This window comes from Allocoleopsis franciscana PCC 7113 (assembly GCF_000317515.1).
GTDB classification, from domain to species: Bacteria; Cyanobacteriota; Cyanobacteriia; order Cyanobacteriales; family Coleofasciculaceae; genus Allocoleopsis; species Allocoleopsis franciscana.
Map to the genome: position 1 here is coordinate 6,826,284 of NC_019738.1, position 23,675 is coordinate 6,849,958.

At 47.3% G+C, this 23,675-nt stretch carries 18 protein-coding genes and 1 pseudogene; 7 read left to right on the forward strand and 12 right to left on the reverse strand.

Annotated features, from left to right (window positions below; translation table 11 throughout):
• Positions 1–735: 735 nt before the first annotated feature.
• From MIC7113_RS33910 to rimI, 6 genes and pseudogenes are all read right to left on the reverse strand, one after another.
• On the reverse strand, positions 736–2,391 hold the full coding sequence (locus tag MIC7113_RS33910) for a PspA/IM30 family protein (RefSeq protein ID WP_015185586.1): 1,656 nt from the start codon (positions 2,389–2,391) through the stop codon (positions 736–738).
• Positions 2,392–2,490: 99 nt separating this feature from the next.
• Complete coding sequence (locus MIC7113_RS28110; protein WP_015185587.1) at positions 2,491–3,759, reverse strand: WD40 repeat domain-containing protein; 1,269 nt, start codon at positions 3,757–3,759, stop codon at positions 2,491–2,493.
• 117 nt (positions 3,760–3,876) lie between these two features.
• Positions 3,877–5,281 (reverse strand): annotated as a pseudogene (locus tag MIC7113_RS28115) (IS1634 family transposase).
• Positions 5,282–5,404: 123 nt separating this feature from the next.
• Entirely contained in the window at positions 5,405–5,902 is a 498-nt protein-coding gene (locus MIC7113_RS28120; RefSeq protein ID WP_015185588.1) for a hypothetical protein, read from the reverse strand.
• A gap of 225 nt (positions 5,903–6,127) precedes the next feature.
• Positions 6,128–8,596 (reverse strand): ATP-dependent Clp protease ATP-binding subunit, encoded by a 2,469-nt coding sequence (locus MIC7113_RS28125; RefSeq protein ID WP_015185589.1) that lies wholly within the window; start codon positions 8,594–8,596, stop codon positions 6,128–6,130.
• A gap of 339 nt (positions 8,597–8,935) precedes the next feature.
• Positions 8,936–9,649 (reverse strand): ribosomal protein S18-alanine N-acetyltransferase, encoded by a 714-nt coding sequence (gene rimI / locus MIC7113_RS28130; protein WP_015185590.1) that lies wholly within the window; start codon positions 9,647–9,649, stop codon positions 8,936–8,938.
• A gap of 74 nt (positions 9,650–9,723) precedes the next feature.
• On the opposite strand from rimI, the gene lysA reads away from it, so the two are divergent.
• From lysA to MIC7113_RS28145, 3 genes are all read left to right on the forward strand, one after another.
• On the forward strand, positions 9,724–11,178 hold the full coding sequence (gene lysA, locus MIC7113_RS28135; protein WP_041781368.1) for a diaminopimelate decarboxylase: 1,455 nt from the start codon (positions 9,724–9,726) through the stop codon (positions 11,176–11,178).
• Between the two features lie 304 nt (positions 11,179–11,482).
• Positions 11,483–12,406: a diadenylate cyclase CdaA gene (gene cdaA / locus MIC7113_RS28140; protein WP_015185592.1), complete on the forward strand. Its 924-nt coding sequence runs from the start codon at positions 11,483–11,485 to the stop codon at positions 12,404–12,406.
• The gene (locus tag MIC7113_RS28145) at positions 12,403–13,152 is read left to right on the forward strand and encodes an isoprenyl transferase (RefSeq protein WP_015185593.1); all 750 of its coding nucleotides are present in this window, start codon (positions 12,403–12,405) and stop codon (positions 13,150–13,152) included. The genes cdaA and MIC7113_RS28145 overlap by 4 nt, the downstream gene beginning before the upstream one ends.
• 97 nt (positions 13,153–13,249) lie before the next feature.
• Here MIC7113_RS28145 and MIC7113_RS28150 read toward each other — a convergent pair whose 3' ends face one another.
• The 4 genes from MIC7113_RS28150 to MIC7113_RS28165 all read right to left on the reverse strand — a co-directional run bounded on the left by MIC7113_RS28150 (position 13,250) and on the right by MIC7113_RS28165 (position 16,766).
• Positions 13,250–13,522, reverse strand: a complete 273-nt coding sequence (locus MIC7113_RS28150; protein WP_015185594.1) for a DUF3143 domain-containing protein — start codon at positions 13,520–13,522, stop codon at positions 13,250–13,252.
• 76 nt (positions 13,523–13,598) lie between these two features.
• Complete coding sequence (locus tag MIC7113_RS28155) at positions 13,599–14,168, reverse strand: J domain-containing protein (protein ID WP_063823023.1); 570 nt, start codon at positions 14,166–14,168, stop codon at positions 13,599–13,601.
• Positions 14,169–14,461: 293 nt separating this feature from the next.
• On the reverse strand, positions 14,462–15,862 hold the full coding sequence (locus MIC7113_RS28160; RefSeq protein WP_015185596.1) for an O-antigen ligase family protein: 1,401 nt from the start codon (positions 15,860–15,862) through the stop codon (positions 14,462–14,464).
• Positions 15,863–15,923: 61 nt separating this feature from the next.
• On the reverse strand, positions 15,924–16,766 hold the full coding sequence (locus tag MIC7113_RS28165; RefSeq protein ID WP_015185597.1) for a YaaW family protein: 843 nt from the start codon (positions 16,764–16,766) through the stop codon (positions 15,924–15,926).
• 73 nt (positions 16,767–16,839) lie between these two features.
• Between MIC7113_RS28165 and MIC7113_RS28170 the strand changes: the two genes are divergently transcribed.
• A complete protein-coding gene (locus tag MIC7113_RS28170; protein WP_015185598.1) occupies positions 16,840–17,919 on the forward strand; it encodes an NAD(P)/FAD-dependent oxidoreductase in 1,080 nt (359 codons plus the stop codon).
• 264 nt (positions 17,920–18,183) lie between these two features.
• Here the strand turns inward: MIC7113_RS28170 and MIC7113_RS28175 are convergent, their stop codons facing one another.
• The gene (locus tag MIC7113_RS28175; protein ID WP_015185599.1) at positions 18,184–19,428 is read right to left on the reverse strand and encodes a CCA tRNA nucleotidyltransferase; all 1,245 of its coding nucleotides are present in this window, start codon (positions 19,426–19,428) and stop codon (positions 18,184–18,186) included.
• Positions 19,429–19,631: 203 nt separating this feature from the next.
• On the opposite strand from MIC7113_RS28175, the gene MIC7113_RS28180 reads away from it, so the two are divergent.
• Together MIC7113_RS28180 and MIC7113_RS28185 are read left to right on the forward strand one after the other, a co-directional pair.
• Positions 19,632–19,880, forward strand: coding sequence for a Ycf34 family protein (locus MIC7113_RS28180; RefSeq protein WP_015185600.1), 249 nt, complete (start codon positions 19,632–19,634; stop codon positions 19,878–19,880).
• 161 nt (positions 19,881–20,041) lie between these two features.
• Positions 20,042–20,695 carry a DedA family protein gene (locus tag MIC7113_RS28185; protein WP_015185601.1) on the forward strand — a complete coding sequence of 218 codons (654 nt, stop codon included), beginning with the start codon at positions 20,042–20,044 and terminating at the stop codon, positions 20,693–20,695.
• A gap of 376 nt (positions 20,696–21,071) precedes the next feature.
• Here MIC7113_RS28185 and MIC7113_RS28190 read toward each other — a convergent pair whose 3' ends face one another.
• The gene (locus MIC7113_RS28190; RefSeq protein ID WP_015185602.1) at positions 21,072–22,139 is read right to left on the reverse strand and encodes a class I SAM-dependent methyltransferase; all 1,068 of its coding nucleotides are present in this window, start codon (positions 22,137–22,139) and stop codon (positions 21,072–21,074) included.
• Between the two features lie 523 nt (positions 22,140–22,662).
• Between MIC7113_RS28190 and MIC7113_RS28195 the strand changes: the two genes are divergently transcribed.
• Positions 22,663–23,634 carry a response regulator gene (locus MIC7113_RS28195; protein ID WP_051055971.1) on the forward strand — a complete coding sequence of 324 codons (972 nt, stop codon included), beginning with the start codon at positions 22,663–22,665 and terminating at the stop codon, positions 23,632–23,634.
• The last annotated feature ends 41 nt before the right edge of the window (positions 23,635–23,675 follow it).

The window sequence follows — 23,675 nt, forward strand, 5'->3', positions numbered from 1 at the left end:
AAATGCATACTAATCTATTAGTAAAAATACCTGCCTCTAACTACAGGAAGAGTAGAGCTGTTGGAGCTGTATCAGATGCACGAGGAGCATTTTGAGTGCGTGGCAGCAGTGATAAATAGTGCCAGTGCAATCGCTCATTAGGATTCAAGCAGTATCAGGAAACGTCTAGCGATCGCGTAAGTGCCGCCAACCCTAACAAACAGAACTTTTCAATTCGCCACGACGCTAGCGGAGTCTTGTCATCGTGCCAGCGTAAAGCTTGTATTAAGGTAAACGCCTAAACCCTGCTCAGGAGAACCCATAATTTTAACTTATGTTTTCAACGTATCTCCGTTGTTATAGAGCTATAAAATTTTTAAAAATTGTTAAATACTTTCCTTGAATTTGCCAATAAGTACCTGTTTATCTACATTGCCTTACTTCATGAGTATTTACGTTCATAAGTTTTTATATCTCTTAAATTAATAAAGAATTGATAAATATCGGCTTATAGCGACATTTTTAATTTAATCAATTCTATGATTTTGTTGTCCATAGAATGGGTATTACAGAACTAGCGTTAGCTTATGGAAGAGTTAGGTAGCTAGTTCTGTTTCTTTTTTTTTGCAATCTCAAACCTGATAGGCTTTGTGGCTGGTGAAGGGAACATTTATCCCTTGAGTAGGGAAATAAAATTATAGCCTTGATGGTTCTATCCGACAAGATATTCCTACAGCCATTTTTAGTGAGTTATCTCTAGGAAGGGAATCTGTCTGCAAGAAAGTTGATGTTGAGAGAGTTGTAGTGGCTAGATGCAGAAACCTGACTTGGCGCAGAGGTCTTGGCGAAGGAAAAAATGTGGGATACATACTCTAGGCAGCGATGAAAGTTCAACGCCTCCAACCAAACTTTAAACTTACGTTTATTGATATAGAGCAAGTAGCGATCGCCTTTGGCAGTGCCGCGAAGGCGGCAATCGTGGTGCTGGTTAACCTGAGTTGGTAATAAGGCACTGACGAACGAAACACTTTTGAATACAAGCTTCAGGAACCTCCACAAGCTGAATTCTTCCGCTCTCATTCTGTACTCTGGTGTCTGAATCTTCAAAGAGTCAAGAATTCCTCGATATAAAATACCAAATTCAGCGATTTTATTCTCCAGTTCCTTTAATTTCTGCTTAAGTTCGTCACCTGAAGGCAAATGCTTGTCATCAGAAATTGTATTCTCCCATTCCTTTAGTTTCTGCCTCAGGTCGTGTCCTAAAGGCATTTGCTCGTCAAGCTTGGCTTTCAGCGCGATCGCTATTTTAATGAAATTGTTCTTACGGATAAGGCATTCACGCGCCCAATTTTCATTCTCTTTTTGTATGGCTTCATGAGCGCGTGAATGCCATCTGATGGTTACCCTTTGGACTTGACGATACTGTAACTCGTTGCGTTTTTGATCCGCGATCGCCTCGATCACCCTATCAATGACTGCTTGATGAACGAGTTGACGCAGTTGGCTCAAGTCTTCCTGCCTATCCAGAATTAACCGATATAAGAAGTGAGATTTCCAGCTTGCTAATTTGTCTTTCCAGTAAATTAGCACTGCCACCGTTTGTAAACGTGATCGTGATCGCGCTTCTATTATCTGAACTGTCTCGGCTGCGAGTGCCTCTTCCAATCGGCGCATCAGTGTCTCCCAAGGAGCTTCAAAGAAGTGCATTAGCATCTCCCGATCGTTTACGCTTGCTTCCATCCGCAAGACGTTTTCTTCTATTAGCTGCAAGGCATCATTGACGCTGCTGTAATCTAGGCAACTAATGGTATTCTGAAACTGCTCGTTAGCCTTTTCTGCTGCGACTTGTTCCTTAAGTAAGTTCTTCTTACACTTGGCTGCTAAAATTTTACTTTCCAGAAGAATTAAGTCGCGCTTAAGCTTCTCTATCAAAGCAGTTTGTTGGTCAAGCTGGGCTTTCAGGATACGACGCCTTTCAGTGTTAGTCTGTTGAGGAATCGAAGCTTTCTGAGCAGAATTTTCTGGGGGGAATTTCACTGTTGCGAAAGCACTATTTTTTGTAGGGTAGGCTTCCTGCCTGTCCTCTAGGCTTAGCTGTTCGTTTCGCCTACCCCGCAAGAAGTTAATTTGCAGAATTTGGAGGCTCTGTTTTTCAGTGCTTTGTTTTGAGGCAGAGTCCTCCCCTTGTTGGCACGTTTGCGCTCCGCTTTCGACTTGACGATACTGTAACTCGTTGCGTTTTTGAGTTGCGATCTCTCTGGCTACAGATTCACGCATCTGCACCCATTCTTCCTGCATATCAATAATAGATTGTTCTAGAGCTTTTTCCGGGTCTTCAACTGGCTCTACGGGATTACCGAAATAAGCTCTGATGACCCGATTAATGTGCCCAAATAATTCTTCTAACTGCACGGATACATCCCATAAAATTAACTCGGATTACCCGTTCCATCTGCCCAAACAGTCCAACGACTCTACGGATACACTCCACTTTTGCATAAAATCAAGCTACTATAACCAAGCTTTGCTCAGTTTCTGAAGAAACTCCTCATAAGCCTTATTGATAGCTTGCATAGTGGATATTGCACTAGCAGAACGGTTGATATCAGGGTGGTACTGCCGCGCCAATCGGCGGTAAGCCAGTTTAACTTCGTCTGGATGAGCATCACTATCGACACCCAAAACTTCCCACCATTCCCCAGATGATAGGGAATCAAATTCATTACCGCCAAGTATTCGGGACCAAATCTTAATAGTGCCCTTGTTCCCGCCACTGAGCAAAGTTTGTCCATCCGGACTGAAGACAACGGGACTGCACCCCGGCAGGGTTTGGATGAGTTCACCCGTGTCAATATTCCAAAGTTTAACTTCTTTCATGCTGCCGCTAGCCAGGATTTGTCCATTAGGCGTCATGGCAACGGCAAAAATTTCGGTTGATTGACTCTCTATGGTGCGAAGTAGTTCTCCGCTGTGGAGATTCCAAAATTTGATCGTACCGTCTGTACTACCACTCGCTAAAGTATTACCATCAGCACTAATAGCAACAGAAGTCACCCAACTAGAATGCCCAGACAGAATGCGGGGTTGTGCCAAACGGTTTAAAGACCAAATCCTGATAGTTTTGTCCGCGCTACCACTCACGAGAGTTTGATGATCTGGACTGATAGCAATAGACCAAATTGTGTCTGAATGTCCATTAAGAGTGCGTTTAAATTCTCCCGTGTATCCACCCCACAATCGAATAGTCTGATCACCACTCGCACTAGCAAGAATTCTGCGCTCGCGGCTAAAGGCAACGGAGGAAACAAAACCCGAATGGCTGTAAGGAGAGTTTAGATAAAAAAAGCTGCAAATTAGTTCCTTTGTCTCAATCCGCCAACTGCTAATTTTGTTATCGAAGCCACCAGCAACCAGCGTCTTTCCATCCGGACTAATGGCAACAGTAGAAACCTCCCCGGCTTGCCCAAAGAACGTAAAAATCCGCTTCCCTGTTTTGAGATTCCACAGACTAACGGTTCTATCCTGACTACCACTGGCAAGTGTCTGTCCATCAGGGCTAATCGTAATGGTATTAACTGAAGCTTCGTGCCCTTGGAGAACATTGGTGCATTTCCAAGTTTGAGGTGGTTGAGGCTCAATGGCAAGAATTTCTGGTTCAATTTCAGGATTGGTAAATTGAGTTTCTGACGCTGTAGAGACGTTTTCTGTAACCTCTCTAGATGATGCTGGTAGTTGAGCCTTTAATGCCTCTAGTTCCTCCTCGACTTCAAGAGCAGCCAATTTTTGCTTCCAAACCCATTCACCATAAACCGGATCTAACTCTAGAACGGAAGTTCCCCTTTGACAAAAAACTACAACCTATGCTGTGAGAGAGGGAGAGACTCAACTCCTCGGCTGTTACTGGGTACAAATTAAGGAAACTTCTAACAAATCTAACGCTTTTTGTTGGAGTGGAGTCGGTTGAGTAATTTTCTCAAACATTAGAGAAGTCTCCAGACCACTAGACTGGAATTTATTTTTGACAATCGTTGCTAAATCAGTCATTAAAGTCCGAAAACTATGGACAGGAAGCTTTTCAGGTGTCTTTTTAGTCGCTGCCTTAGCGCGGGCTTTCTTTGAACGCTTAGATGGAGCAACAATTGAACTTTTTCCCTCCGGTTCAACTGTGACTTTTTCATCGTCAAACAGCAGTGGAGCTAAAGCTTTCCTCATGTGCCACTCCACATAATAAGCCAGCATACACAAGAAGACGTGAGCTTTGACGCGCTGTTCTAAACGGTGATAAATTGGACGTACTTTCAAATCGATAGTTTTATAACTGCGGAAAGCTTGTTCGACAGTAGAAAGGCTTTTATAGGTTCTCACCGTTTGAGCCGCATCTAAAGTCTCCGGTTTGACTGAAGTCCGAATAATATAGACTCCATCCAAAGCCGAATCATTGGCGATAGCCGCTTCATTCAATGAGTAAGAAAAACTTGTCTCAGTGATGGCAATATTAAAGTATTTCCCCACACATGTAGCATTGAGAACTCGCCCCACTCTCAGTCCAATCTGGTCGGCTCCTTTGAGGGCGCGTTTATCTCGTGAAGTGGCGATAACAATCTTATTGAGTTCCTGCTGTGTCGCCTGTAATAAAGCAATTCTAGTCAAAGACTTTTCTTGAGCAAGCATCGGGTTGCGACAAGCAATTAGCCGCTCACTGGGGTAATCAGAACAAGAAAATTCTACTAAGTCAGTTTCATCAAATAATGAGAGTTGAACAGCTTCTTGTTCAAGAAGTTTCCGAAGCTCCTTCGGATAGATGTCTTAGGGCTAACTCATTTTCGATTAATTCTTGTTTGGATACCAGCCAATCCATTGCTTCATACAATTCATCCTCATCGGCTTTTTCTAAGCCCAACAGTTCACTTAACGATGAATTGCACGTTTCGCTGTGCAATCCTCTCGCTGTGGCTAACTTGGAACGAGGCTCAATGAGACGCGCCACGATCATCGCCAAAACTAGAGCTCGTTTTCTCGAATTTGAGGGTGAGATTAGATGGTGCAAAGACAGTTTTTTGATTGTTCCTAAAACCGCAGCTACATGACCATGAGGTAGACTTCTTTCTACAGAGAATGATTCGGAGAGATTTTCAATAGCTGCGCCGCCTTTGAGCACTATTCTCAAGTTATCAATGACAGTATCCGGTAATTTTGACAGGTTAGCTAAAGTTCTTTTACGGATTTTACCCCCTTCACGATAGGACTCTCGTAGGAGGACAGCGGGGGGTGAATTTCTGTTAGGGACTCGTTCAATATACATGGCTATTATTGTCCCAGAAATCTTCCCGCAAAAATCTTAAAAAATTCTTAAAAACATGGGTACGGCTTTCTGGGAGTAAATGGCTCTAGTTCCCGTCACTCAAGCTTTTTCTCCCTTTGTAGTTCATCTGTACGGGGGAACTTCCGCTAGAAGAGCCTGAGTGTACGCCTCCATTTCCAGCACTTTACTTTCCATGCGCCCAAACGCATCTATAGCACCCGCCATGCGCTGCCCTGGCTCTTGTTTGAATGCTTTGTACAAACCATAAACACCAAGTCCAAGCACACCTCCAGCCGCTGCCATTGTACCCATACCAATGCCAACGGCTCCAAATCCTCCAGCTAATCCCATTCCGCCCACTGTAGCGGAGACACCAGCGCCCCCTAAGGCACCTATTCCGATCGCACCGAAAGCTGCCGAATCTCCATCTGCGATCGCACAAAAAGCTCCATAAGCCGCTGCACCAGCAACTGCCCCAGCCACTGTAACTGGAGCCATACCAATCCCAAAAGCACCAAACCCTCCAGCCAATCCCATCCCGCCAACTGTGGCAGAAACGCCAGCACCAGTAGCCGCACCACTAGCTATAAACACGACACTTTCTGCTGAAATTTCTGTCATTACTTTTTGTCCTTTGGGTAACCTAGATTGCTACCACCGTAGACTTCAGTTCAGGGTTGCGGCATCGTAAAAATTACTGAAGTGTTCTTGACAAAGCAAACCTGTCACCTTTTGTGTAACAACTAATACGAAAACAAAAAAACGGTAGAGAAGACTAACCCTCTCTACCGTTGAATTTAAGCACGGGCGTATAGCAATACGCCTCTATATCAGATAAACCTCTAATTACTCAACCGCTTGAGGCAAAAGCTCTCGCTTCTCCCCTGGCAGCACTTTCACGGTGCCACTGTCATCAACATCCACCGTAGCGATATCGCCATCTTTGATGTGTCCACCGAGGATTTGCTCCGCTAGGACATCTTCCAGCAGGCGCATAATAGCCCGACGCAGGGGTCTTGCACCATAAGCCGGGTTGTATCCTTCTTCCACCAAGCGGTCTTTGAACCGTTCGGTGACTTCCAGGGTGATCCCTTGCTCGTTCAAGCGACCGAACACCTCTTTGAGCATGATGTCGGCAATTTCCTTCACCTCGTCTCTGTTGAGCTGACGGAAGACGATAATCTCATCGAGACGGTTGAGGAACTCTGGACGGAAGTATTGCTTGAGTTCTTCGTTCACCAGCGAACGGATGCGGTTGTACTGAGACTCGGCTTGATTCTCGCTGAACTCAAAGCCGATACCACCACCACCTTTCTCAATCACCTTAGAACCGATGTTCGAGGTCATGATCAACAGCGTGTTCTTGAAGTCTACCGTCCGACCCTTGGCATCGGTCAAACGCCCGTCTTCCAAAATTTGCAACAGCATGTTGAACACATCGGGGTGAGCTTTTTCGATTTCATCGAATAGCACCACGGTGTAAGGACGACGACGCACGGCTTCAGTTAGCTGACCGCCTTCGTTGTAGCCGACATAGCCTGGAGGCGAACCAATTAGTTTAGAAACCGTATGGCGCTCCATGTACTCGGACATGTCCAGACGAATCATTGCTTCTTCGGAACCAAAGAAGTAAGACGCCAACGACTTGGCCAACTCTGTCTTACCCACACCGGTGGGTCCTGAGAAGATAAAGCTGGCAATCGGACGGTTGGGGTTCTTCAACCCTACCCGTGCTCGACGAATCGCACGGCTTACCGCTTTCACCGCTTCCTCTTGACCAATCAGACGTTGGTGTAGAGTGTCTTCCATGTGCAGCAGCTTCTCAGATTCGGATTCGGTGAGCTTATTCACCGGAACTCCTGTCCAGGACGCTACGATTTGGGCGATATCTTCTTCATCCACTACAGGCCCTGGATCGTCGCTCCGTTCGTCTGTCTTTTTGCTTTGAGCGATCGCGCGAATTTCCGCCTTGATTTCCATTTCGCGATCGCGCAATTCTCCAGCCCGGTCAAAGTCCTGGGATCGCACTGCATCATCCTTTTCCTTAAGAACCTGACGCAGTTCCTTATCCAACTCTTTCGCGGCAGGTGGCAGTTGGGAGTTAATCAAGCGTACTCGCGAACCTGCCTCATCCACCAAGTCAATCGCTTTATCGGGCAGGTAACGGTCAGAAATATACCGATCCGAAAGCTTCGCTGCCGCTTCCAACGCGCTGTCCAAGATTTTCAGCTTATGGTGTTGCTCATAGCGTTCGCGCAATCCATAAAGAATTTCAATCGTTTCTTCCACAGAAGGTTCACCGACCATCACGGGTTGGAAACGACGCTCTAATGCCGCATCCCGTTCAATATGTTTGCGGTATTCATCCAGCGTTGTCGCGCCGATGCACTGTAATTCACCCCGTGCCAGCGCGGGTTTGAGGATGTTGGCGGCATCAATAGCACCTTCAGCCGCACCTGCTCCAATCAACGTATGGACTTCGTCAATCACCAGGATGACATTCCCAGCCTGACGAATTTCATCCATAATCTTCTTGAGGCGCTCTTCAAATTCACCCCGATACTTGGTACCTGCGACCAACAAGCCGATATCTAAAGTTACAACCCGCTTTTCTTCGAGGATGTCGGGTACATCGTTGTTGGCAATTCGTTGGGCTAACCCTTCTGCGATCGCGGTTTTCCCAACCCCTGGTTCCCCGATTAACACCGGATTATTTTTTGTGCGGCGACCTAAAATCTGGATCACCCGCTCAATTTCCTTAGCTCGTCCCACCACTGGGTCAAGCTTTCCTTCACCTGCCATCTGGGTCAGGTTCGAGCCAAATTCATCCAGGGTTGGCGTCTTAGTACGACCCTGAGAGGCTCCACTCGTGACTTCTGCCGTCTCACCCAGCATCCGAATCACTTGCGTTCTCACCTTGGTCAGGTCTACGCCTAGGTTCTCCAAAACTCTAGCCGCAACCCCTTCGCCTTCCCGGATTAACCCAAGCAGCAAATGCTCGGTGCCAATATAGTTATGCCCCAGCTGGCGAGCCTCTTCGAGCGATAGCTCCAGAACCCGCTTTGCTCTGGGGGTAAACGGAATTTCTACCGCAACGAAGCCGGAACCCCTGCCAATGATTTTCTCTACTTCGATGCGAGCGTCTTTGAGATTAACACCCATCGATTTGAGAACCTTAGCAGCGACGCCTGTACCCTCTCCGATAAGACCCAGAAGGATTTGCTCCGTGCCTACAAAGTTGTGCCCCAGGCGACGTGCCTCTTCCTGGGCCAGCATGATCACCTTAATGGCTTTTTCTGTAAAGCGTTCAAACATTGGCGTACTTCCATCACCTGTTGCGTGCCCGTGTACGCTGATTCTAGCATAGGGAATTCCACCGACTGTCTGTTTTGAGACAACCGGAAGAACTAGTTTTGGTCTAGATTTCCCTACTATTTAGGTGAGGAAATTAGGATTGAGGCTTTTTTTTGGATGATTTATGAATCATTTAGGTATTGCTTGAACGGTTGACTGACAAAGATTTGAGCCTTTCTTGATTGGTGCTCTCGAAGTGAGTTGAAGCTTAGAGTTTAAATGTTGAAGGCTGGAGGTTTGAACTTTCAACTGTTCAGCTTGCCAAAGTTCAAACGATAAAGACCTTCTCCCTTTCAACTGTTATGCCCATTCTCTATTTCTCTCCAGGTGAGACATCTGCCAGCCACCGCCGTGCAAGCGCTGCTTGGCTTGCCGATAACAGTTGACAAGCGTTTCCTCAAAGTCCTGTTTTTGCAGGCCACCACGCCAGAGAATCAGGGCATCTTCACCCGTATCTTTGTAATAGCGTCGGCGTCGCCCTGCTTCAATGAAGCCAAACTTTTGATAAAGAGATAGCGCGGCTTGATTTGATGGCTTCACCTCCAAGGTTGCCCACTCCAACTGACGCCTTTTGGCATCCCGTAGTAAAGCATACAGGAGTAATTGACCTAGCCCTTGATGTTGGTAGTCCGGATGCACCGCAAGAATCGTAATGTGCGCCTCCTCCAAGATTGACCAGTAACAACCTAACCCAATTAGGATAGTTGGAGGGGACGGTGCGGTTGCCAAATCCGCTGTTTGAGCGTTTTGAGTTGGGTCGGGTTTGACCTGAGTCCCTTCGAGTTCAATCTCTGGGATAACGATTACACCCTGCCCTAAACCGGATGATGGTTTCTGAAATCCGGATTCCCCTTGATCACTTGCCGCTTCTAAAATAAGCAATTGACTGTTGGGGCTTTCTAACTCTCGCTCATAACCCGACCGTGTCCACAGACCACCAAAGCACAACTGGTCTAGTTCCACAACGGCACTCAGCTGTTCTAGGGTTAGCGGTTTAAGTTTTAAGAAAGTCACAGCCCTCAATTGTACACTGATTAACGGGACGCTCTCTTGGGCTTGTAATGCCAACCAAGGATAATATTTCCATTATGCTTTCAACTGACACGGCTGGGGCTGAAAATTCTGGAGTTCAGTATCTCCCCTCACCCAGCAATTGGGACACTCCTCGCTCACCCAATCAAGAACTGCTACCTCTTAGTGCAACAGTCAATAGCCGTGACTGTCTGGAAATTGGTGGCTGTGATGTAATGACGTTGGTGGAACGGTTTGGTTCCCCGCTTTATATTTTGGACGAGGTGACAGTACGAACGGCCTGCCGCCAGTACAGAGATGGCTTTGCTCGATACTACAAAGGGGATTCTCAGGTTCTTTATGCCTCTAAAGCCTGGAATTGTCTAGCGGTTTGTGCGATCGCCGCCTCAGAAGGCTTGGGGATCGATGTTGTGTCAGGGGGTGAACTCTACACCGCCTTACAAGCTGGCGTCAAAGCCAACAAACTTTATCTTCACGGCAATAACAAATCTATTGCTGAACTGGAGCTAGCCATTGAAAGTGGCTGCACGATTGTGGTGGATAACTGGCTGGAGTTACACACTCTCGCCGATTGGAAATTGCCGACTTCCGATTTGAGTGGAGAATCTGACGAACAGCCCACTCATTCAACATCGAATCCGATTCGGATCATGTTACGACTGACTCCAGGCATTGAGTGTCACACCCATGAATACATTCGTACTGGGCATCTGGATAGCAAGTTTGGCTTTGATCCCAACGCCTTAGACCAACTTTTTGCCTTCGTTAGCCAACACCCCAACCTCAACTGTATCGGTTTACACGCCCACATTGGCTCTCAGATTTTTGAGCGTCAACCGCACCAAGACTTGGCGGGTGTGTTAGCGGATTTTATGAGTAAAGCCTCTGGCTACGGTTTAGCGATTCAAGAACTAAATGTCGGGGGTGGCTTAGGGATTCGTTACACGGAATCCGATGATCCCCCGAGTATTGACGACTGGGTGAAAAGCGTTTCCGAAGCGCTGATGAGTGCTTGTGAACAGCAGCAACTGCCCCTACCCAAGCTACTCTCAGAACCGGGGCGATCGCTGATTGGTTCAGCCTGTATCACCGCCTATCGGGTGGGGAGTCGCAAGGAAATTCCCGACATCCGCACTTACATTGCTGTTGATGGCGGCATGTCCGATAATCCTCGCCCCATTACTTACCAGTCCTTATATCGCGCCGTTGTGGCTAACCGGATGTCCGCTCCTGCCACAGAAACCGTCACCCTTGCCGGCAAACACTGTGAATCAGGAGATATCCTGATTAAAGAAGCCATCCTGCCTAAAACTGAGGTCGGAGATATCTTGGTGGTTATGGGTACTGGTGCATACAATTACAGCATGGCCTCTAATTACAATCGCCTGCCGCGACCGGCTGCTGTATTGGTCAATGAGGGAGAAGCCAACTTGATTTTGAAGCGGGAGACCTATCAGGATATCATTCGGCAAGATTGTTTACCCGAACGACTTATGCCGACAAGCCATTAGCTTCTCGTTAATAGCTAGTCCCGTGAGATTCGGTGAGCCACCGAATTAATCTAATAGGGCGTCTCACTAGGGCAATTATCCTGTAGGGCTTATATCATTGTGGAGTTTAGATTTTGAGTTGGGATTTTGCAATCATCGCCAGTCGGTAATTTCAGAAGTTTACAACTGATAACTCTCAACCCCAATGGTATTAATCGATGGTTTCCAAAGACAATTGCTCTTTGGCTAACAACAAACAACGTTCTCCCGTTAAAATCAAGCCAGAGTTAAGCATCCCAATAGCTAATCGTTTATATAAAGTTCAATGCCCCCCTCGTCGTCGGGTTCATTTCCTGACCCTAGCTGGGCTCAGTCCGTGTTGCTTCATAGCATCGACGTTGGATTGGTTCTGGCGCTCACTTATATGGTGCTCCTCATTATTGGGGAGCGCCGAACGCTGTGGATGGTTCGAGGGTTGATTGTTTTGATGCTGGCGGCTGCGTTAAGTAATCGCTTGGGCTTGACGCTGCTGAGTTTTGTGTTAGAAAAGTTGGTGGTTGGATCGGCTGTAGCAATGGCTGTGATTTTTCAGTCAGAGTTTCGTCGGTTTTTGGAGCAGGTAGGGCGGGGAGAAATTGTGCAATTGTTTCAAGAGAAACGAAGGCCAATCCCCAAACCCGACAGTGTGATCGATGAAATCGTGGACGCCGTTAAAGAATTATCCCAAAATCGGATCGGTGCTCTGATGATTATGGAAACGAATGGTCCGATCGATGAACGGGATGTATCTGTACCGGGCGTTCAGCTTAATGCTGAAGTCTCAAAAGAACTGCTGCAAACCATCTTCCAAACATCAACTTTGTTGCATGATGGAGCGGTGCTGATTCGCGGTTCTCGCGTCGCCGCTGCGGGTGTAATTCTTCCGCTTTCTGAACGTACAGCATCGCGGCAATTGGGTACACGCCATCGAGCCGCGATGGGAATTACCGAACGCGTCGAAAATTGTCTTTGTATCGTTGTATCTGAAGAAACGGGTTCAATTTCTTTGGCGGAACGAGGAAAATTAAACCGACCCTTAACGAGTAGTAAATTGAAAGAATTGCTAGAGGCTCGATTTTCGACCGCTGTTGACCGTGAGACGGTTGCCCCAGGTTTACGCAGTATTGGTCGTCGAATGAAGTCTCGAGGAAAGGAAGTGGTTTCGCGTGTCCTTCGTCTTCCGTCATCAACTTCCCAACACAAGAAATGACTGCTAAGCAAACACTATTAAAACAGTTACCAAGTGACCTCTCTCCTGACCGTCTACCCCAGCATGTAGCGGTGATTATGGATGGAAATGGTCGCTGGGCCAAACGCCGAGGATTACCGCGAATTATGGGTCATCGGCAAGGGGTAGATGCCCTGAAGGATTTGCTGCGCTGCTGCAAAGATTGGGGAATCAAAGCGCTCACCGCTTATGCGTTTTCCACAGAGAACTGGGGGCGTCCCCTGGAGGAAGTGGATTTTTTGATGACGTTGTTTGAGCGGGTGTTGATGCGAGAACTCAAAGAGATGATGCAGGAGAATGTGCGGATTCAGTTTGTGGGCAATTTATCTGTCCTGCCGCACTCACTCCAGGCTCAAATCGAGCGCTCCATGAGCGAAACTCAGAGTAATTGTGACATTGTCTTTACTGTTGCCACGAACTATGGAGGACGAGAGGAGATTTTGCAAGCCTGCCGTGCGATCGCCACTAAGGTCCAGCAAGGTCAAATCCAACCGGAGGATATTGATCAGGCGATGTTTTCGCGGCACCTCTACACGGCTGATTTGTGTGACCCGGATTTGCTCATCCGTACCAGCGGAGAGATGCGTTTGAGCAACTTTCTGCTCTGGCAAATGGCTTATGCCGAAATTTATATCACAGAAGCCTTGTGGCCTGATTTTGATCGGACGGAGTTTCATCAGGCGTTGTCTGCCTATCAAAAACGCGATCGCCGATTTGGGAAGGTGTAACGGTTTTAGATTTTGGATATTGAATTCAAAAGCCGCTTCTTGAGTCCAGCAACCTGTGAGGGTCGCTAACGCATTCCCATCCAAATCTAAAATCTAGTTATGGGCCGCAGAAGATAGCTGCTTCTATATCCCGACGAGTGAGGGAGTACTTGAAGGAGCGTTGAATATCTCGCCCCCCTTCACCGGCATTTAAATAGCGCACGGTTAATTCCTCAATCTCCAAGCACAGTTGGGCTTTCCAACTGGCTCGCTCAACGTGCCAGCAGTGTAAGTCACTGCGGTCTTGTTCGCATCCCTGGGCTTTTAGCCACTGCTCAATTTCAGGGAGAGGATGGTTGTATAAAGGGGTATCAGCTAACGGAAGAGCCATATTAAAGAATGAATGGTTTTGAATGATGTTGGGGCGGTGCCCCTGGAGCGGAAAAAGGGCGGGAATTGACTGAGGATTAAAACGGATCGGCGGACGGGGATTTAGGAATGGTTGGAGTTTGAATCTTAACCAACGCTTGCTCTAAGGGCGGTTCGGATTTAAGGTTGCTTGGCGCGAGGACTCGGTGAGGACTCGGCTGTTGTTGGCTCGGTGAGATCTTACTGTTCGACCCAGAAACTGGGTGGAAAGCCGAGTCTCCTCGAGTTAACCCAATGGCGATCGCAAGCAGAATACAACCCACAAAGGTTAACCCCAGAATGAACAGAGCAAAAATCTCACCCGCCGAGAGAGGGCGATCCGTGGGGTCGAGATAGGCTGAAGAAGAGTAAGTTGGTCGCTTTTGAGAAACCGGTATGTTTAAGTTTGCGGGTGCCTGAATGACATTGAGGCGTGAGTAGCCAATGGTTTGATCATAAGCTACTCGCCGCTCTGGATTGCTGAGCGTGGCATAGGCTTCATTAAGTTGTTGAAATTTTTGAGTTGCCGTGTCGGTGGGTAAGGTCGTGGTATCTGGATGATAGCGCTTGCTGAGTTCCCGATAGGCACGCCGGATTTCTATGGGTGATGCACTAGGGTGTAACCCCATTAGGAGATAATAATTTGGATTTTGTGTTACACCATTCCTGAGTTTTTGTCTGACCCGATCTTGCGCCACGGCAGTTTTACCCGGCAGAGATTACAACATGTTTCTCATTATTTTAAGCGAAGCGCAGGAAGCGGAGCTATGTTTGATTGCATCCACAGCTACACCATCGCTTGAGTTGGGCACTCTCACCCGACTTCATGTTGATCTAGGACTGGAATCAACACTCCTGACTCTCACCGTAATCGGCTGGCGGAGTCCTTCATTCTTTTGCCAATCAATTCTTAAGCTTTGTTTCAGTTCACGCCTTTTTCAAAGCGTGGCGAAGTCAAAATTCCTTGATATCGAGCAACGACGCCGCAAATTGCCGATAAAATTACCCAACAAAAAGTATTGGCTCGCAGATCAAACAGGGTTACATCTACTAAGTTAAATAAAGTGCAGCCCCCGAAAGCCATCAGATAAGTGAAAAAAATTAATCTGTCTTGATGCCAGGAAGGTCTATTTTCGAGGGGTTCAATCTCTGACCTAACTCTTAAAATTAAGACAGCTTGAGCCAAAATCCAGCCAATTAAGCCAAAAAATAGCAGTGTCGCCGGAATACCCGTTTCAGCCATCAACATGAGTAGCAAATTATGGGGATGACCCAGCCAAAGATGCATTTTTGCTTGGTACAGTGGCGTAAAATTCCGTAACCCCCAACCCATCCAAGGACGTTCCTGAGTCATTGTCCAGGCAAACTGCCACTGGGTTTTCCGCATCAGAGCCAGTGGACGATTGGGATACAATTGGTCAGTCAGTCGTGCCCACAAGAAAGGTGGGACAATTGTACTCCGCAGCCATTGACGACCCAACTGAGGGCCAAACGAAGCCCAGAGAACGGTACTCGCTGCTGCCGTGACGGCTAGGACAATCCAGCGCCAACCCAGATATAGGGCAAAGCTAAGGCAAGCTAAAACAACGATCCCCCAGGCATTACGAGAATTAGTCAGAATCAGCGCGATCGCAGTCCCCAGTACGGTTATACTCCAAACCAATAACTGCCCAACGGGGTAACGATTCCCACTGTTTCGCCAAGCTTGAAACCTCTCAATCCATAGCCCTAATCCCAAAATAAACACGATTTGGAGATAAGCGGCAAGAATATTGGCGTACATGAACACCGAAGACATTCGTCCTGGAGGATTGCCTTTCGCTTCGAGTATCCAACCGAACACAATTTGCCACGGCACATTGCCTGCCCATCCCCCAAATAATTGCCCAAACCCGATGGTCACAACGGGCAAGGAACCAATAACCAGAAGCTTGGCGAGCTGTCGCAATTGAGAGGGATACTGAATTAAACGACTGTAAGCGGCAAAAACCAGGAAATACGGTAATAAATTGGCTAAACCTAGAAATGCTTCTGGACGGTTATGGGCAAAGCAGCTGGTCATCACCAGCCATCCACTCAGAATAGCTAGTCCCCAATTCAAGGGGCGTTGAATAATAGTACGGTACTCTTGCTTCCATGCTCCTGCCACAGCTAAAAGTAGTCCCACGATCCCCAGCGTTGGCATCCAGGGGAACAAGAACAGCCCCCCTTGCAGAGCCACCCACGCCGCCTGCAAACGGGGTTCAGGATGCTGACTCACAAGCGATTTCAGGATTTGAAAAACCCTATCGCACACCGCTGGAATTTTGAAACGACTCCTCACTCGTGGCTCCTCGCCGCTAAATTTAGCAAACTAATGGCTGAGTGCACAGTCGTCCGTTTAATTAAACAGGTTCCCAACATTCGGTGCGAGTGAGACGAATTTGTGCTAAAGCAAAGATGGTGGGGATAATCCGACCGTAATTAGTGGCGATCGCCCGCCAGCCCAAGTCAGCAAAGAAATAACCCCAGAGTACCGGCCCCAAAAAGGCAAATACACTCCGAGTCGCTCCATAACGAGCGGCATTTAACGCCATTCCCCGTCGTGCGGTTTGAATCGCCAGGTAGCTTTCCACTTGAGCCGCTGCTGCTGCACCGCCACGAACAACCGCTTCTTTAGCAACTTGATACTTAGCGAAATGAAGGGCAAGTTGACGCGCCATTTGTTGCAACACAATGGGTTTCAGAATTGAGCTAACGGCTAAAGCGCTGCCCCCTTTAACCAGTAAACTCATGGGGTTGTGCTGGAGATGTACGGGGAGGGGTTCAGAAAAGTTAGACTGAGCTAGCGATCGCTGCACTCGCACTGTCAGGGATTTCTTTTCTGAGGCGGGTAACTTTTTCCAAGCTCGACCCATTAAATTCAGAAATATCTCTGCCTCTATATCCGTCGTTGTCAGTTTTTTAGAGTAAGGAATCTTCAGATAATGACAAACTTGAATCAGCGCTTGTCGGTAGGTAAATTCGTGGCTGCGTCCTTTGAGTACTGTTAAGCCATCTGCCGCTAAAAAGCGAAATCGATCCTCGATGGCATCTAACCAAGCCTCGCGATCGCGGCTTTGCACCTCAATCGGATCAGGTGTTTGAACATAATCGAGGGGATTAAACTTACGACGGAACAAAATATCCGTCAGTTGAACTAACTCTTCTTCCGTCGCTAACTCTAAGGCGCTTCTCAGTTCATCCAACGTCCTTCCCTCCAAAACCCCAGTTTCCTTGTTGTCAATTATTCTACTTGTATACCAAAGGAGAGCATCCGTCGTGTTTGATGTTGCCATTATTGGTGCAGGACTTGCAGGACTCACTTGCGCCCAACAACTGCATCAAGCTGGATATCATCTGGTTGTCGTGGAAAAGTCTCGCGGCGTCGGTGGACGTTTGGCGACACGACGCCTTTATGATACCTGCGCTGATCATGGGGTACGTTACCTAGAACCACAGGGAAGGTTATTGCAACCGCTGATTAAACTTCTGGTACAGCGCGATATCCTCCATACCTGGACTGATACGTTGTACGAACTCCAACCCACGACATCGGAGTCATTGAGCGAAAATTCGGCTCACCCCTCACACCTTACCTGTTACGCAGCCCCCGCCGGAATGACAGCCGTTGCCAAATTTCTAGCAACGGGTTTAGACATTGAGTTCAATCGACGAGTGGAAGCGATAACACCGACAGAAGAACAGAGTTGGCTTCTCACCCTCGACTCAACAGAGGCACCTCATGAGCTAACCGCTAGAGCCGTTGTTGTCGCCATCCCAGCGCCCCAAGCTTTAATGCTACTCGAACCTCTAGCCGCAAAAGGTCTGTCACCGGAATTTTTAGATCGCCTGAGTTCTGTCACATTTGAACCTTGCCTGAGTGCGATCGCAGGTTATCCATCAGCCGCCATTCAAGACTTCCCTAAGGCTTGTACTGTATCTAATGATTCTGACTTAGCCTGGATTGGCTTAGATAGTAGCAAACGTCTAACGGCTCAGATGCCGATTTTTGTTTTACAAAGTACCGCTGAGTTTGCCCAACAATACCTGGATGCCGAAGATCTAAAGCCAGCAGGACAGCAGCTATTATCCCGTGCCGCACAATTACTTGCTCCCTGGCTCGATACTCCCGATTGGCTGCAAGTTCATCGTTGGCGTTATGCCTTTCCCAAGACTCCGTTAAATCAAGACTATCTCTACACCCCAACACCCTTACCCCTCGTTTGTTGTGGCGATTGGTGTGGGGGCAAGCGGATAGAAAGTGCTTTAAACTCTGGATTAGCCGCCGCTGCCCAAATTAATCAACAATTACAACAGCGATCCCTACCCGGAGAAAATTTTTGTAAGACGCTCTCTTAGCCATCCTCAATAATTCCTGAAAACCTATCTTTCTTCCTCTATGCCTCTGTGCCCTCTGTGGTTCATTAAAATCACTGTGAAAGTCTTTTGTCAATCCGGCTCTGTAGCTTTCTTAACTCTTCAGAATTAGAACTAGCGAGAACCAAAATCAGAGTTTTACCGTCACGAACACAGTACATTTCAATAGAAGTATCCCCAACAGCTCCAAATACATCTCTTGAACTGGTGCTAAAGTCTTGAATTCCTTATACTTCATCCTTTCCTTTAAGGAGTGTCAATCATCTGAGCCGCGAATTCTAAGGCTTGTGCTGCTGTAGAAATTCTCCCCTCGGCGCGTGCAACCCCGATAGCCGTGAGCAGTTGACCAATTTGCCGTCCTGCTGGAAGATCAAGCGATCGCATCAAATTTTTGCCCGTTACCAATTGAGTGGGGTGAGCCACGGGATCATCAGGGGTAAAATATCGGTTAATCAGAGGTGTAACCTGATCCACATAGATTCCAGACGCCACACCCAGAACTGCCAAAGCGGGAAACACGGCTCCAACCTTCTGAAAGAAAAAATACTGTTCCTTGATAGACATTGGAGATGTGGCGTGAGACAAAAGTTGGGGCAAGTGTTTGACCAGGGTAATCCCTGTACGAACCTCAGCGCGACTATACTTTAAATTCAATAATTGTTCTTCAGCGGCTTCTGGCACGGATGGCAGCAAATACGACAACTTCGACAGACTCACCAAAGAGGCTGACTTGCCACCAACTGAGGCTCGAAGTTCTACTCCAATTTCAGGCCAGATTTCTTCTAAAATCATCGCTGCATGGTCAACGGCTGCAACTTGTGCTAAGCCTTGAGCCGTTGCATCGGGAAACCACCCTTGTAGCAGCTTATCCTCCCATGCCGTTTTTATCCAGGCAGTCCCTTGGGGAGATTTCAGCAAATAGCCTAATTCTACCTGCACTCGTTCTGCGGCTATCTTCTGGAGTAAGGGCGCTAGCTGGCGAATAATTGACTGAGTCGCTGGTTCTATCTTAAAACCAAGCTGGGCGGCTTGCCGATAGGCTCGTAGTAACCGCAAGGGATCATTTTGGAGATTTTGGGGTGATACCATCCGGATCATACCTTGTTGCAAATCGGCATAACCTTGGAGCGGGTCGATGAGTTGTTGGGTATGGGGATTGTAGGCGATCGCATTGATTGTAAAGTCCCGCCGCCGCAAATCCGTCTCCAAACTGTCGCCTTCTTGTTGAGCCAAATCCACGGTTGCCTGCTCGAATACCACTCTCGCAATCTGGCGATCAGGATCGAGTACCACAAATCCAGCGTTGTAGTGCTGAGCTAGTTGTCGCGCTGTCTGTACAGCATCCGTGGGCAAAACAAAGTCTAAGTCTAAGTACTCACCCTGTCTTCCGAGTAAGGCATCCCGCACGGCACCACCGACTAAGCAAGCCTCTGAGGGTAGCCACTCTTGGCTAAAAGGCCAAGTTTCGGGAGAGAGGACAGAGGAAGCCATGTTGAGAATACCGATTCACTAATAAAAACCTAACCCCCCAACCCCCTTCCCCACAAGGAAAAGGGAAGAAAGAATTCCCCTCCCCTTTCAACGTGCAACTTAGACTGAAAAACTTCTTTACAAGTCATAAAGATCAGCCCAAATGCGGGTCAATCAAGCTCTTGCCTAAGCTAGAGTGACAAAAAGAACTTGGAGTTTGTGCAATGTGTATTTGCGTTAACTGCCACTATGTAGACCGCTGTACCACCTATCATGCCGTGGAAACTCAGCATGAGGTGCCGCACTTGACGGAAACCCCCGATTTTGAAGCGACAGAACCTACCATTAATGTCAATATTCGTCCCCATCAAGATTACGTGGAGATGGAATGGGATGTCGTGGGGTGCCTGAGCTTTAAGCAAGAAACCGGAAAATGGGCTAAGCTGCGTCCGGGTGAGCTGGTGCCCACTTAAAGACGATTAAGGCATGTCTAGGGTGTGTGACGGTGAGCCAAAACCACTTGGTGGCGATCGCTCAGAATTATATGCGCCTAATACACCCTGCTTCATTGACACAATTCTGGGGAGCGCGTCAAGATGAGAGAAGTGATGAACATTTGTAAAGGCTAAGCTGGATGTCTTTTGAGTTTCTGTCACTGGAGACAATCCAGGAAATTGCACGGCACTATGGCTACTGGGCTGTTTTTTTTGGAATCGCCCTGGAAAGCTTAGGAATTCCTATACCTGGGGAAACAATTACCATCGTAGGGGGTTTCCTGGCAGGTAGTGGAGAACTCGATTATTGGTTGGTACTGGGTACGGCAAGCAGCGGTGCTGTTGTGGGCAGCAGCGCTGGTTATTGGATTGGCAAACTGGGCGGCTGGGCTTTGTTGGGACGAGCGGGGCGTTTGTTTCGCATCAGTGAAGCGCAACTAATGGAAGTGAAAAGGGAATTTGGGGAAAATGCGGGTAGAGCTGTATTTTTCGGCAGATTTGTAGCATTTCTGCGGATTTTAGCCAGTCCAATGGCGGGAATTGTGGAAATGCCCTTCCCGCAATTCATGTTGTTCAATATAGCTGGTGCTACCGTTTGGGCTTCAGTAATGGTGACTTTATCGTTCTTTCTCGGACGAATTGTGCCACTCGAGCAATTAATCTCTTGGGTTGCTAAATTTGCGATCATTGCTCTGATCCTGGTGGTTGCTTGGTTTGTGGTTCCAGGATGGTTAGAGTCACGAAAGCTGAAACAATCATCGGTTAGCGAGCAGCCTCCAGCACCAGGGGAGTAAGACTGGGAATCTGGTAATTATTGAATCAGGGTGGCGAGTGCTAATTATTTGTGAAGACAAAATTCCCGACTTATCTAATAAATCGGGAATTAAGGTCGTTTGAGTTTGATTCGTGTGAATAAGGCTTGAATCTGGAACGGATGCTATCCCTATTCTCATAATTCCATGAACATGACCTTAGGAGACGCCCTACACAGCGCTTTTTTTTAATTACGATTGATTCTTTGATGCCGGAGGTTTCCTCTGTTTAGGGATGGGCGAATTGAGAGTAATCCACACTGAAAGATCTCTAGTATTCAGCGGTCGTGAATCACTGGTGTTCTGTCCCTGATGACGCAATGCCAATGTACAGATTTTGCACATATTTTTTCTTTTCTTAATTCTTCTTAACGATGTAAAAATTATTCATGAAATCATGGTCAAGCTGCTGAATGGTCACACGAGAAAATCCTGCATCTTTTAACATTTCTAGAGCTTTTTCTTCACCCCAAACTGCACCCAGTCCCATGCCGTCGGCGGCGAGTGATACTGTCATACAGTGCAGGCAAGAAATCGTGTAGAGTAATGGTGCGATGGGATGATCTAAATTGCCGTGAACATTGCTGGATGCACGAATATCTTGCATTAAGTAGGTGCCATCCGGGCGCAACGCCTGGTAAATCCCACGCAAAACGATATCGGGTTTGGCTTGGTCATGAATCGAATCAAACGTGCAGATCAAGTCATACTGTTCCACTTCATTCAGTTTGGCAGCATCTTTGACCTGAAACTGAATGTTGGTGAGTCTTAGATTATTGGCTTGCGCTTGAGCTGCTGCGATCGCCTCTTCCGAGAAATCGTACCCTTTGAAGCGACTGTTGGGAAATTGCTTCGCCATTTCGTTGAGAGCACGACCACTTCCACAACCCACATCAAGCACATCAATTCCCCCTTCCAAAGCTTTCGTTAAATCGGGAATTAGGGGAAGAATATGCTCTTCGAGTGCCGCAACGACCGTTTGCCCACTATCTTCCGCCATAACTTGATGGAAGCGCTTGTAAGCAGAGTAGGGAACGCCGCCGCCTTTATAGAAGCATTCGATCACCTGATCTTCTACCGCTCCCAGTAAGGGAAGGAATTGTGTAGTGACAGCAATGTTATTAGGACTCGCATCTCGTGTCAGAAATGCGGCATGTTCAGGAGGCAGGGAGTAGACACCGGCAGTCGGCTCATATTCCACGAAACAACCTGTCACCATCGAACCTAACCACTCCCGCACGTAGCGCTCATTCAATCCGGCAGCATCGGCAATTTGCTGACTTGTGGAGGGTGGCAGTTGAGCCAAGGTATCAAATAATCCGGTGCGGTGCCCAATGGATGTCATCAGCACGATTGCTCCGTTATTGAGAATGTCCAACATCCGTTGAGCGAACAGGTCGGCTTTGGTTTGATCGAGGGTCTGCATGGTCACGATTCCTTATCTTTAACAGACTAGTCGGTAGATGAACAACAAAAAACCATCCTGTCAATCTACCAAGGAGCAGAACCGTTTTAAGAGAAGAGACCTCTCTCGCAAAAGTTCTAGCTATTGACATATCAGCCCTTTGCTTGTGATTTATGCAACAAGTCTTCTAAAAACGGAATCGTAACTATATTGAACTTCTCTTTTCAACAACACTTTGATTGAAGAGGTAAGTGGTAATGGGTAATAGGTAATGGGTCGAGAATGTTTCTAAGTTTGTCAGGTAGTGGAGCTTAACCCTAAGGCAAAATTACCTAGACGACTTCGCGATCGCCCTCACTTTGTACCTCACTTCTGGTTCCCCCTCTAACTAGGAACGACTGACAGATTTTTTAAATATTTCGTAAGGAAGATGCTTTTTTTGTAAATTTACTACTTATCTTCAAGATTTTCAGAGACTACGCTATAGCAGATGACTTATTATGAAATACCGCTTGTAGTGCAAAGAGCGGTATCTAAAAAACCAATGGTTAGTGAAATATCGGCCGATCGGTGTACCCCTATCCAACAGACTTCCCCTCTCATTTTAGTGGCAGATGATGACAAAATAACGCGATTGATGTTACATAAAGTTTTAAAAAGGGAAGGATATTCGGTTGTAGAAGCCTCTCAAGGAGATGAGTGCCTAGAAGTTTATAAACACACCCAACCCAGCCTGATTCTCTTAGATGCCATGATGCCAGTTATGGATGGTTTTGAGTGCTGCACAACCCTGCAATCCTTCCCAGGCAGCGAACACATCCCGGTGTTAATGATTACAGCACTAGACGATCAAGCCTCAGTCGATCGCGCTTTTGAAGTTGGTGCTAGCGATTACATTACAAAGCCAATTAACTTAGCTGTGCTGCGTCAACGGGTGCGAATTCTGATCGAAAAGTCTCGACTTTATCGAGAGTTAGAACAAGCGAATCAAAAATTACTCCATTTAGCAACCATTGATAGCCTCACCCAGGTGTCTAATCGTCGCTCCTTTGATGAGTACTTAAGCCGGGAGTGGCAGCGAATGGCACGAGAGTTCTCCCCAATTTCGCTAATTTTGTGTGACGTTGACTTTTTCAAAAATTATAACGATACCTATGGTCATCCTTGCGGAGACGCCTGTTTAAAAGCCGTAGCGCGTACTATCTCCGAGTCGGTAAAGCGTCCCGCTGATTTAGTGGCACGTTACGGTGGAGAAGAATTTGCCGTAATTCTGCCGAATACAGAAGGGATCGGTGCTGCTCATATCGCTCACAACATTCAGTCTAAGATTAGGGCTTTGAAAATTCCTCATGCCAATTCCGATGTGAGTGAATATGTCACCGTGAGTATCGGAATTGCTAGCCTCTTTCCCACATCTGAGTCTATCGCTGATACACTCATTGCGGCTGCCGATCGCGCCCTCTATCGGGCAAAAGCCCAAGGACGGAATTGTCTCATCTTCTCAACAAATTGTTAACTTAGGCAAAAAGCGATCTAGAAAATGGACAGCGAGATGCA